The organism is Streptomyces sp. NPDC048290 (assembly GCF_040652095.1).
Taxonomy (GTDB): Bacteria; Actinomycetota; Actinomycetes; order Streptomycetales; family Streptomycetaceae; genus Streptomyces.
The window spans coordinates 16,888-28,992 of sequence record NZ_JBEZLM010000019.1; the positions used below are offsets into that span (position 1 = coordinate 16,888).

Annotated in this window: 5 protein-coding genes and 1 pseudogene; 4 read left to right on the forward strand and 2 right to left on the reverse strand. The window is 71.7% G+C overall.

The features are described from left to right. The gene (locus AB0D49_RS28370; RefSeq protein ID WP_362762456.1) at positions 1-3,765 is read left to right on the forward strand and encodes a hypothetical protein; all 3,765 of its coding nucleotides are present in this window, start codon (positions 1-3) and stop codon (positions 3,763-3,765) included. After that, positions 3,762-5,267, forward strand: a complete 1,506-nt coding sequence (locus AB0D49_RS28375; RefSeq protein ID WP_362762458.1) for a hypothetical protein — start codon at positions 3,762-3,764, stop codon at positions 5,265-5,267. Before AB0D49_RS28370 ends, AB0D49_RS28375 begins: the two co-directional genes overlap by 4 nt. 305 nt (positions 5,268-5,572) lie before the next feature. On the opposite strand, the gene AB0D49_RS28380 is transcribed toward AB0D49_RS28375, so the two are convergent. Together AB0D49_RS28380 and AB0D49_RS28385 are read right to left on the reverse strand one after the other, a co-directional pair. Beyond that, on the reverse strand, positions 5,573-6,652 hold the full coding sequence (locus tag AB0D49_RS28380) for a response regulator (protein WP_362762460.1): 1,080 nt from the start codon (positions 6,650-6,652) through the stop codon (positions 5,573-5,575). Continuing rightward, the gene (locus AB0D49_RS28385) at positions 6,645-6,890 is read right to left on the reverse strand and encodes a hypothetical protein (protein ID WP_362762462.1); all 246 of its coding nucleotides are present in this window, start codon (positions 6,888-6,890) and stop codon (positions 6,645-6,647) included. The genes AB0D49_RS28380 and AB0D49_RS28385 overlap by 8 nt, the downstream gene beginning before the upstream one ends. Before the next feature lie 625 nt (positions 6,891-7,515). On the opposite strand from AB0D49_RS28385, the gene AB0D49_RS28390 reads away from it, so the two are divergent. Beyond that, complete coding sequence (locus AB0D49_RS28390; RefSeq protein ID WP_362762464.1) at positions 7,516-10,968, forward strand: XRE family transcriptional regulator; 3,453 nt, start codon at positions 7,516-7,518, stop codon at positions 10,966-10,968. A gap of 216 nt (positions 10,969-11,184) precedes the next feature. Then, a pseudogene (locus tag AB0D49_RS28395) lies at positions 11,185-12,105 on the forward strand (hypothetical protein); the annotation flags it as partial.

Consider the following 12,105-nt stretch of genomic DNA (forward strand, 5'->3'; position numbering starts at 1 on the left):
ATGCAGATCGAAGCGCTCACCGTCAACGAACGCGTCCGCTACGCCGAGGTCTTCCAGCGCTGGCAGGCCAACTACGCGCTGACCCGGCTCAATCTGTCGCCCGAACCGCCGGCCTTCTCCAACACCGACACCGCCTTCAACACCGACCCCGACCGCGAAGGCGTCTACCTGCACTGGCAGCTGCCCCAGGCCCTCACCCACGGCGTGGACACGAAGGGCGACGGCGTCCCCGTCTTCCCGCTCGTCCCCAACCGCTGGCTCGTCGTCCGCCAGGCCATCGCCACCGCGACCGGAGCACGCACCGACACCGGCTGGATCGTGGAGAGCGACCACCTGGACCCGGTCCACGGCTCCAGCGCCTACCTCGACCAGGACGGCCGCCTCACCCGCATCGGCCGCCGCGTCGACCTCGCCGACGGGGCGTGGAGCGAACCCGGCACGCCCGGCGGCCTGTTCCTGACCGCCGTCGGCCCCGGCCTGCCCACCTTCGCCGCCTACCAGCCCTACAACGCCGATGTCTTCTCCGTGCACGACCGCACCGACGACCTCGACCCGGACACCGCCCACCAGCTGAACTACCTGGTCGCGGGCTGGTACGGCGACCCGGCCGCCGACCCCCTCACCGGCGACCTCGCCGCCCGCCTGGTCGCCCTGCGCTGGCAGCCCACGGGCACCGCGCCCGCCACCGCCCGCACGGTCTGCCACGGCACCGCCCTGGACGTGGCCTGGCAGCGCAGGGGCAGTGCCATGCCCGCCTCCGACCGGCCCGACTACGTCAGCATCGCCGTCGGCAACAACACCGAGCAGGCCACCAAGGCCCTCAAGGAGCACGCGGGCCGCAGGGCCGGGTCACCGCCGGAACTGGCCGCGCTGCTGTCCGCCGTGCACTCCGGTGTGCTGGATCTGCTGGACGAACCCGACGGGGCGTTCGCGGCCGAACGAGCCCTGCACGCCTCCTGGTTCACCCCCACACCGGCCGGATACACCTGGGTCCTGGAGAAGGCGGAGCAGTCCCCGCCCGGCAGCGGGCCCCGGTCCCCGCGCGCCACCCACGCGCAGATCCTCGCCCAGCTCAACCAGGACCAGGCCGCGCACGACACCGCCGTACAGGACCTCATCGCCGCCGAGCGCCGCCTGTACGACCTGTGGTGGTCGGCGAACCTGCCCAAGGTCCCGGACGCGCCGGGGGAGGAACCGGGCGCGTACCGGCGGGAGCTGAACGAGAAGGTGAGCGCCGCGACCACCGAAGCCGCCGCCCGCCGCACGGCCGTCGCGAACCGGCGCGAGAACATCCCCTGGGGCGACACCCCCGACCAACTGGCCGCCGCCATCGCCGAGTACCAGCAGGACCACGGGCTCCCCACCAGTGACGTCGTCCTCAAACGGGCCGTCCTGCCCGACCACCACCGCCCCAACGACCCCGTCGTCGTCATCAAGGGCACCAAGGACCGCCCCGCCCCGCCGGACCCGGAGAACATCACCGCGGACGACCCGTACAGCGTGCCCGAGGGCACCTACGACGACGGTGAACGGGACGACGACCCGCCGCTCGACTGCCGCTGGCCGGACACACTCGTCACCGGCGTGCGGGTCGCCGGGACCACGGTCTCCGCGACACAGGAACAGACACCGAAGCCACCGAACGTCCCGGCCCCCGACGGACTCGCTCAGGTGCTCGCCGCGCTGCTGCGTGAACTGTTCCACCTCGGCTCCTCCAACGCCCCGACGCTCGCCCACGCCACCGGCTACACCGGCGACGTCACCGCGCTCGCCGCGGCCATGCGCGACCCGCACCACAACGCCGTCGGCACCACCGGGACGTACACCGCGCAATGGCGGCAGCCCTGGCAGCCCCTGTTCTTCGAGTGGAAGGTCGACTACTTCCCCATCGAATGGCACGGCGACCCCGACGGTGGTGCCGCCGACCGACCCAACTGGAGCTTCGACGGCACCACCTACCACTGGCTCGGCACCGGAGCCCACGCCGTGCCCCTCAGCCTCAGTGGCCGCCAGTTCCTCGCCCCCACCGCGTCGAGCACCACCGCCGCCGCACTGCGCCAGTACGCCCGCACCCACCCCGGTCCCGGAGCCGCCGCACTGCGCGCGCTCGCCCGGCAGATCGAGGACGACGCCGACTGGTTCTCCCAGCCCATGGCCGGATTCACCGAACAACTCGCCGCCAGGGCTCCCCTTCCCGCCACCCTCAACCCGCACTCCGAGCTGCCGCCCGACCTGCGCACCGCCCTCACCGACGCCACCGGCCGCACCCTGCCGCCCGACCCGGGCGCCCTTCCCCGCCCGTTCACCGGCTGGAACCAGAGCCCGTACCAGCCCCTGCGGGCGGGCCAGTTCGCCTTCGCGCGGCTCGCCGTCATCGACCGCTTCGGACACGCCCTGCCCGCGATCTTCCCGGACCCGCGCGCCCTCCAGTTCGCCCTCGGCAACGAACCCGGCGACGTCATCGGCGTCGGCGTCCCCGCGCGTCGCTTCGCCCCGGAACTCCCCGAGGAACTCACCCCCTCCTGGCGGGACCCGAACGACCACAGCAAGGGCCACTGGACCATCAACCCGCCCACCTGGTACCGCTTCACCCAACTCACCCCCCGCCTGACCCAGCCCGCACGCGCCGCCTTCACCCTCCTCGACGCACACGACGACCTCCACCCCATCACCACGGTGAGCGACCCCGACGCCAGCCCGGTCTGCGCCTGGCTCGTCCCCGGCTACCTCGACCGCGCCCTGTACGCCTACGCCCCCGACGGCGCCCCCCTCGGCGAACTGCGCACCACCCTCCCCCCGAGCGGCACCCCCCAGGTCACCTGGCACAAACTGCCGGACTCGCACTACGACACGATCGACCAACTCCAACCCGACTACCCCCACCTGCACGGCTTCCTGAGCGCGCTCGCCGCCCCCGACCGGGGCCCGGCCGCGCTGCGCGCCCTGCTCACCGTCATCGACCGGACCCTCTCCACCACCGCCCCCACCGGCGACGCCGCACCCCCGCACACCCCGAGCGTCCTCCTCGGACGGCCCCTCGCACTGACCCGGGTCCGGTTCGGGATCGACCTCGACGGCCCGCCCTACGACGACCCGTCCTGGGAGAACCTCCGCAGCCCCGCGCCGCCCGCCTACCCCGGCTACCGCTGGCCGGTACGGCTCGGCGAACGCAACGAGCTGACCGACGGACTCGTGGGCTACTTCCACGGCACGCACCACGACACCGACTACCGCGTCCTGCACACCGTCCTGGAGGCCGGCGAACTCCCCGACGAGGCCCCCGCGTACTTCGACCCGATCGGGACCGGCGCCTCCCTCCCGCTCCCCGCCAGGGTCCCGGGCAGCGACCCGGACGACCGCGACGCCGCGTTCCTGACCCTGCTCGCCGACCCGCGCGGCACCGTGCACGCCACCACCGACGTCCTCCCGGCCGCCGAGATCCGCCTGCCCGCCGGGTTCGTGGAACCACCCCTGGCCGCACTCCCGGTCTCCTTCCGCCTCGGCCCACTACCGGTGAGCGAGTACGCCCCCGACCCGGCCACGGCACGCGACACAGCCCCCGCGGCGCTCGTCCTGCCGCGCCCCTCCGACCGCTACGGCACCTGGGTCTGGGTCCAGAACGAGTCCACCGACACCTGGAGCACAGCCGCCACCCACGCCTCCGACGGCGAACCCCAGCACCCGTACCCCGCCCCCACCCTGCGCACCGGTCGCCTGACACTGCGCCCGACCCACGCCGACGACACCGAAGGAGACCGCCGATGACCGACTGCGTGCTCAGCTACGCCCTGACGACCGTGCCCACCCCGCTCACCGTCAGCCCGCCCGGCGTCGCCCCCGGCGACGAGGACGAACTCGCCTACGGCTCCATCGACCTCGTCATCTCCAACAGCGGCACCACACCCGTACGGTGCAGCAGGATCGCGTTCGTGCTGCCCGTGGGCGGCCTCGCCCAGGACCTGGCCCTGACCGGCGACGGCATCGCGCCGTACGTCGAGCCCGAGTCGGGCTGGACCGTCGTCGGCCCGCAGCCGGACGTGCTGCTCGCCGTGCCGACAGCCGAGACGGCGGTGTTCCCCGCGGCGGGGGACACCACGGGGGCCTCCTCGAAGGTGCGGTTCAGCGTCGAACCGACGGGCGGGGCGAGCGTCGTCACCGTCGATGGGCTCTACATCACCCTCAAGAACATCACTGTCAGCAAGAAGACCGGGGTGGCCCGGATCGCCATCGAGGAGTGGGCGACGACGGACGAGACGATCCCGGCCACACCCAACACCGGGACCCTCGACGTGGCGAAGTTCCCCTTCCGCAGCGGCGCGGACCCCTCACCAGGCATCGGACGGGCACTGGAGGCGACCCAGGGCTCGGGCGGTCCACCGGCCACGCGCATCGCGGCGGGGGCAGCCGTACGCCTCGGATGGCAGCATGTGCGCGGCGACAACCATGAGCTGTACATGGACGGGGAGCGCGTGACAGACCCGTCGATCGCCGGTGGCAGCGCCTACGCGGTGCCGTCCGGACGGCTGGTGCGGGACACGGCGTTCGCGCTGAAGACGGTGACACCGACACCGGACAGCGGGTTCGTGACACGGTGGGACCACCTCACGGTGTGCGTCACGGACCAGACGCTGGCGAAGCTGACGGTGAAGGGGCAACTGGACGTCGAGGGCGCGGTGACGGCGAAGAGTTCGCTGGACGTGAGCGGCGCGGTCACGGCGGGGAGTTCACTGGAGGTCACCGGGCCGGTGACGGCGAAGAGCAGCCTGGGCGTCACCGCGAACACCACGGTCGGCGGAACACTCGGGATCACGGGCAAGCTGACGGCGGACGGCGACGTCCAGCTCAACAAGTCCCTGACGACCGGGCCGGACGGCGAATCGGTCTTCTCCCACAAGGTGACCGTCTACGCCCCGAACAAGCTCATCGTGGGCGCTGACATGCAGGTCAACGGCAATGTCACGGGTGACCTGAACGTCACCGGCTCCCTCCAGGCCGGGGACGCCACGATCAACGGCCGCCGGGCCATCCGGGACGCGGACATCCTCAAACACCAGGTCCAACTGGTCGACGGAAAGCCGCACTACTACCTCTACTGCCTGACCGATGGATCGAACGTCTACGGCAATCCGTCGGACCAGTACGCCAACAGCTACTGGAAGCTGACCTTCGACCGGGCGGGGAGCCTGGACGAGAGCAGCGACGACTCCGAGGTGTCGGTGGACATGGCGAACGCCGACGATCAGACAGGCGCCGATCCCGGGGCATGACAGTCAGCCGACGCCGGGTGCGCGGCCGTCGTCCCGGTGTCCCTGGTGTGGCGGAGGGACCCGCTCCCGAGCGGGTCCCTCCGTTGTTCCTCGCACGCTCGGCGTGCCAGGCCGGGGCTGGGAGGGACCGCTGTGCCTCGAAGCCCGGCGCCGGAGAGGTCCTCTTCCGCGATGACGACGACCGTGATCTGATGCCGCCGCGTCGAACAGATGCGCACTGACCAGACATGGTGACGCAACTCCATACTGTCCGCCCACCGGTTCCCCCCTCCCCCCGCACGGCGCCGCCCCCTAGTCGTGTGGGTCTACGCCGTACGCCGCTCCAGATAGATCGATGTGAACACCGCGACCTTGGCGCGCAGGGCCCACGGGTCGAAGGGCTTGCTGATGTAGTCGACGGCGCCGGCCGCGTAACCGCGGGCGGAGTGTTCCGAGTCCACGCCCATCGCGGTGAGGAAGATGATGGGGACGTCACGGGTGCGGGGCCGGCGCTTGATGTGGGCGCAGGTCTCGTAGCCGTCCATCTCCGGCATCTGGACGTCCATGATGATGACCGCGAAGTCGTCGTGGTGGATCAGCGCCTTGAGCGCCTCCCGGCCGGAGGAGACGGTGACCAGCTCCTGGTCGAGTGTGGCGAGCACCGCGGTCATCGCGAGCAGGTTGTCCGGCTGGTCGTCGACGATGAGGATCTTGGGCATACCCTGGGCCGCGTCGGGCAGGACCGCGGCTGTGGCGGCCTGCTCGACGGCCTCCAGCTGGCGTTCCAGCAGATCGCAGCGTCCCTCCGCCGCGGCGCGCTGTTCCTGTGCCTCCCGCAGTGCCGTCCCCAGCCGCTCGATCTCCTGCTGGAGCTGGCTGCGCTCGGCGATCAGGCCGGAGATGTCCGGGTGCGCCAGGGCGAGTTCGTCCGCCCGTTTCTGCTCCGCGACGCGGTCGGCCTCCAGTTGGTTGAGCCGGGTCTCCAGGTCGGCGATGCGCTGGGTCCGGTCCAGCAGCGCGTCGCCCAGGACGTCACCGCGGACGGTGGACCGCCGGGAGACCCGGTCGGCGTCGGCGAGTTGCTGTGCCAGGATCTCGACCGCGTGTTTGGGGGAGGAGGCGGCGTCCACGGCCGATCGGTACAGGCCACGCACGAGTTCGATGGCCTCGGTGGTGACCGCCGTCCCGCGATGCTCGGCGACATCCGCGAACAGGTCGCTGATCACCTGCCAGGGAGGTAACCGGGTGCCGTTCAGATAGCGCGAGACCGTGCCCGGGTCCAGGCACCGCCGGGCCGCGTAGCGCCGTACGGACACCTTGAGACCGTCGAACAGCTCGCGCAGGGACTGGGCGAGCGCGCGGGAGGCGTCGTTGAGGTCGTCCCCCAGGGGCCGCAGTTCAGCCATGGTTCTCCCCCTCGCCGCCGTGGGTGTCCGCGGGCGCCGGGGGCCGGGCCGCGGTGTGGTCGCAGTCGATGAGACGGTTGAAGAACGGGACCGCCACTCCCGCGACGGCGAGCGCCGCGAGCACGCTGCGCGGCGTCCCTTCCCCCGACAGCGCGGTCAGCCCACCGGCCGCCGCGCCCGCCAGCACGGCGAGCAGGAACACCAGCGTCGATCTCAGCGACAGCAGCGGACGGTCCACCGCGGACTCCCTTCGTTTCACCCGACTCGGCGAAAAGAGGATGTGTCACCCAACCAGCGGATTGCGGAAGGGGGCATCCATAATGGACGAACTTCAGGGTGTTGCAGCCCGCATTCCGGGAACCGGGGTGCCGCAGCGGTGGACCGCAACACCGAGCCACCCCGCGTGCGGCAGGTACCGGCTGGCCATGACGCCGCGGTCGCCGCATGATGCCGGGCGTTGCGCCGCAACAGTGCCGGGTGCCGCAACGCGCGCGGCGGCGCTTCAGCGGGCATCCGGGGAGACCGCCGCGTTCCCTGGGACCGGGGTGGGGGTCAACCACCGGACGTAGGATGCTGCGGCGGCTTGAGACCTGCTGAGTGACAGGAGGTGATGGCGGGTGCCTCGTGGGGAGCGTCCGCTGGAAGCAGGCGACGATGCGTTACTGGGATTCGCTGCTGACCTGCGAAGACTGCGACAGCGGGCGGGGAGTCCGCCCTATCGCGAGCTGGCTGAGCGCGCTCACTACTCGATCTCCACCCTCTCCGGCGCCGCGTCCGGGCAACGGCTGCCCACGCTGGCGGTGACGCTGGCGTATGTGCGGGCGTGTGAAGGAGATGTGGCGGAGTGGGAACGAAGATGGCAGGTGCTGGCAGCCGAGTCCGGAGGCGCCGCGACCTCCGTGGAGGACTCGGACGACCCGCCGTACGTGGGACTGACCGCCTTTCAGAGTCGGGACGCCGAACGGTTCTTCGGCCGGGAGCGACTGGTCACGGAGATGGCGGAGCGATTACGGCGGCAGCGATTCATGGCCGTGGTCGGCGCCTCGGGATCGGGCAAGTCCTCCCTGCTGCGCGCGGGACTGGCGCCGGTGCTGGCCGGGGATGCCACGGTGGTGGTGTTCACGCCGGGCAGCCACCCGACGGAGGAGTGCGCGGTCCGGCTCGGCGGACTCGCCGGAGTGACTCCCGGTGCGCTGAAGAGCGAACTGGCCGCGGACGCGGGGAATCTCGCACGGGTCGTCCGGCAGATCTCGGCCCGACCCGAGCACGACGGCCGCGAAGTCGTCCTCGTGGTCGACCAGTTCGAGGAGATCTTCACCCTGTGCGGGGATGACGCCGAACGGCACCGCTTCATCTCCTCACTGGTGACCGCCACGGCCGCCGGGGAAGGGACCTGCCGGGTGGTGCTGGGGGTACGCGCGGACTTCTACGCGCACTGCACCAGCCATCCGCAACTCGTCGAGGCGATGCGGGACGCGCAGGTTCCGGTCGGACCGATGAGCGTGGAGGAACTGCGGCAAGTGGTGACCGGCCCGGCACACTCCGCCGGACTGACCGTGCAGGGCGCGCTGCTGGCCACACTGACCGCGCAGGCACATGGACAGGCGGGCGTCCTGCCCATGCTGTCGCACGCACTGCTGGAGACCTGGCGCCGTCGGCGGGGCAACGCCTTGACCCTGGAGGCGTTCCAGGCGTCGGGCGGGCTCGAAGGCTCGCTCGCGCGGACCGCGGAGTCCTTCTACCAGGGCTTGGACGAGCCCCGGCGGGAGCTGACCCGACAGGTGTTCCTACGGCTGACGGCCCTGGGCGACGGCACGGAGGACACACGTCGGCCCGCACGGCTGGCGGAGTTCGAGGGGCTGTCCGGCACCGACGCCGACGACCTCGACATCGTCCTGGACGGCGCGGTCCAGGCGCGGCTGCTGACGGTCGACCTGGACCGGGTGGAGCTGGCCCACGAGGCGCTGATCCGCTGCTGGCCCCGGCTGCACCAGTGGCTGAGCGAGGACCGTGAGGCGCTGCGGGTGCGGCGCCGGCTCACCGAAGCCGCCCTGGAGTGGGAGCGGCTGGGGCGTGACGCGGGCGCGCTGTACCGCGGTGCCCGCCTGGAGACGGCCCTGACGCTCGCCCCGAGCGCCCTCTCCGCCGGTGAGCGTGCGTTTCTCACGGCGGGCACGGCCGCTGGGGCGGCGGACGAGGCGGCGGCGCGACGCCAGGCGCGGGTCCAGCGCCGCCTGCTGCTGACCCTCGTCGTCCTGCTGGCCGTGGCCGTCACCGCGTCGGTCGTCGCCCTGGACCAGCGGTCCGCCGCCCTGGAGGAACGGCGGATCGCCCTGTCCCGGGCCCTGGCCGCACAGTCGGCGGTGATCGCGGAGGGCCAGCCTGAGGCGTCGATGGCGCTGGCGGTGCGCGCGTTCGACACGGCCCGGACCGTCGAGGCGCGCAGCGCGCTGCTCAGCACCCAGGCCGGATACTTCGACGGACGGCTCACGGGCCACGAGGGTCCGGTGAACGCGGTGGCGTTCCGGCCGGGCGGACGGCAGGTCGCGACCGGGAGTACCGACCGCACCGTCGCGCTCTGGGACGTCGCGCGGCGCCGTGAAGTCGCCGAGCTGCGCGGCCATGGGGGCACCGTCCTCACCCTCGCCTTCAGCCCCGACGGCCGACATCTGGCCGTCGGCACCGCCGACGAGATGATCCGGGTGTGGGACGTGGACCGCCGGCGCACCATCGACGTCTTCGCGGGCAGCGCACGCGGACTCGCCTTCAGCCCGGACGGCACGACCCTCGCCTACGGAGGCTGGGAGCACCATGTGAGCCTCCGCGAGGTCGCCACGGGCCGGGTCACCGCCGTCCTGCGGGGCCATGACGACGCGGTGACCAGCCTCGCGTTCGACCCCCGGGGAACCAGACTCGCCTCCGGGAGCGACGACCGGACCGTCCGGTTGTGGGACCTGGAGCGCACCAGCTCCGCCCCGGTGGTGCTGCGCGACGACAGCGACGCCGTGAACAACGTCGCCTTCAGCCCGGACGCCGGGACGCTGGCCGTCGCGTACGCCGACCACACGGTGGCCCTGTGGGACCCCGACCGTCCGCGCCGGCTCGCCCGGCTGCGCGGGCACACCGACCAGGCCAACGGCGTGGCGTTCAGTCCCGACGGCGCCATACTGGCCAGCGCGGGCGGCGAAGGCGTGGTGCTGTTGTGGGACGTGGCGGACCGCAGACTGATCGCCCGGCTGCCCGGTCATACCGACTACGTCTTGGACGTCGCCTTCCATTCCACGGCCAATGTGCTGCTGAGCGCCGGTTTCGACGGCAGCGCGGTGCTGTGGGATCTGGACCGGTCCGTGATGGTCAGTCATCCACTGCGTGAGCTGGGGGCGCTGGCGCTCAGCCCTGACGGCCGTACGCTCGCCGTCGCGGGGAACGACTCCGACGTCGAGCTGTGGGACTTCACCGGCCGCCGACCGCTGGCGGTGCTGAGCGGACATGCCGGGGTCGTCCGGTCGGTGATGTTCAGCCCGGACGGGCGCACCCTCGCCACCGGCAGCAACGACGGTGACATCAGACTCTGGGACGTCCGCACCCGCCGCGAGAAGGCCGCGTTCTCCGGGCACCTCGGTGCCGTACAGGCCGTGGCGTTCAGTCCGGACGGGCGCAGGCTCGCCAGCGCGGGTGCCGATCAGAAGCTCAGAACCTGGGACGTGGCCGGGGACGGCGAGGCTCTCACTCTGGACGGGCACGACGACTACATCAACGCCGTGGTCTTCAGCCCCGACGGCCGTCTCGTCGCCACCGCGAGCGACGACGGGACGATCCGGCTGTGGGACACGGACGCCCGTCGTTCGACGGCGGTCCTGGGGGGTCACTCCGGTGCCGTCCGGTCGGTGGCGTTCCGTCCGGACGGCCGCACACTCGTCTCGGGCAGCAACGACGGCACCGCCCGGGTCTGGGACGTCGGAACCCGCCGTTCCACGGCGGTCCTCACCGGGCACACCGGTGCCGTCCGGTCCGTCGCGTACGGTCCGGACGGCCGCACCCTGGCCTCGGTGAGCAATGACGGCACCGTCCGGGTCTGGGACCGCGCGGGCAGCCGCCTCAGAGCACAACTCATGGGCCACACCGGGACGGTGTCGGCGGTCACCTACGCGACGGCCGACCGGCTCCTGACCGGCAGCACCGACGGCACCGTGCGGATCTGGGACATGGACGAACGGCGCCGCATCGCCCACGTCTGCCGTGTCGTCGGCGCCGCCGGTCCCGGTGAACGGACCATTCCGGGAGTGGACGAGGGCGAACGCCTCACCTGTCCCTGACCGCCGCTGCGTGGCCCCTGCCTCCACTTTCATGCCGCGGCACGGCCCTTTCGGCGCGGTGACGTTTTCGGCATCCGTTTGTTCGGCAGCCGGCCCCGATTCCGAACAACGCCGGGCGTGTTCCTCTTGGGCCACGGGGTGCTCCGGCCTGCGCGCTTCGCCCGGCGCCGGAGCATCCGTACGGACGACGGACCAAATGACCATCAGGGGGAACCCATGCTCGACCGAAAGACCATCCGGGTCGCCAGACCAGTAGCCGCGACGGCAGTCGCCCTCGCGGCGCTGCTGGCCACCACGGGCCCGGCGGCGGCCCGGTCGCCTGCCGGCCATGACGGAACGGCCGCCTCCGCGTGGACCGCAGACACACCCGCCGCTGCGGCAGCCGCCCAGATCACCCGCGACGAGGTCATCGTCCGGGCCCGGAGCTGGCTGCGGCCCTCGGTCCCGTACAGCCAGACGGCCCGCCACAGCAATGAGTACGGCAGCTACCGCACGGACTGTTCGGGATATGTCTCCATGGCCTGGGATCTGCCGGAGCCCGGACCCAACACCGTGGGCCTGCTGAACTTCACCAACCCCATCACCAAGGGCGAGCTGAAGACCGGCGATGTGCTGCTCGACGCACAGGGGGACTCGAACACCCGTCACGTCGTGCTCTTCGACAAGTGGGCCGACGGCGGACAGAACTCGTACTGGGGATACGAGCAGGCCGGCGACACCGGCACGGTGTACCGGAAGATCCCCTACCCGTACTTCAGCACACCGAGCCAGTTCCATCCCCACCGCTACAGGAACATCATCGACGGTCCCTCCAGCGGTTCGTCGCTCTCGGGTGACAGCCGCTCGGAGCTGGTGACGGTGCTGGACAACGGTGATGTGAAGGCGTGGCGCAACGGCGGCGGGTTCGCGGCGATGCCGTGGGACGCGGACGTCGTCGTCGGTCAGGGCTTCGCGAGGGGCAACGCGCATTTCGCCGACCTGGACGGTGACGGCCGTTCTGAGCTGATCACGGTGCAGGACAACGGTGATGTGAAGGCGTGGCACAACGGTCGTGGGTTCGCGGCGATGCCGTGGGACGGGGATGTGGTGATCGGTCAGGGTTTCGCGAGGGGCAATGTGCACTTCGCGGACCTGGAC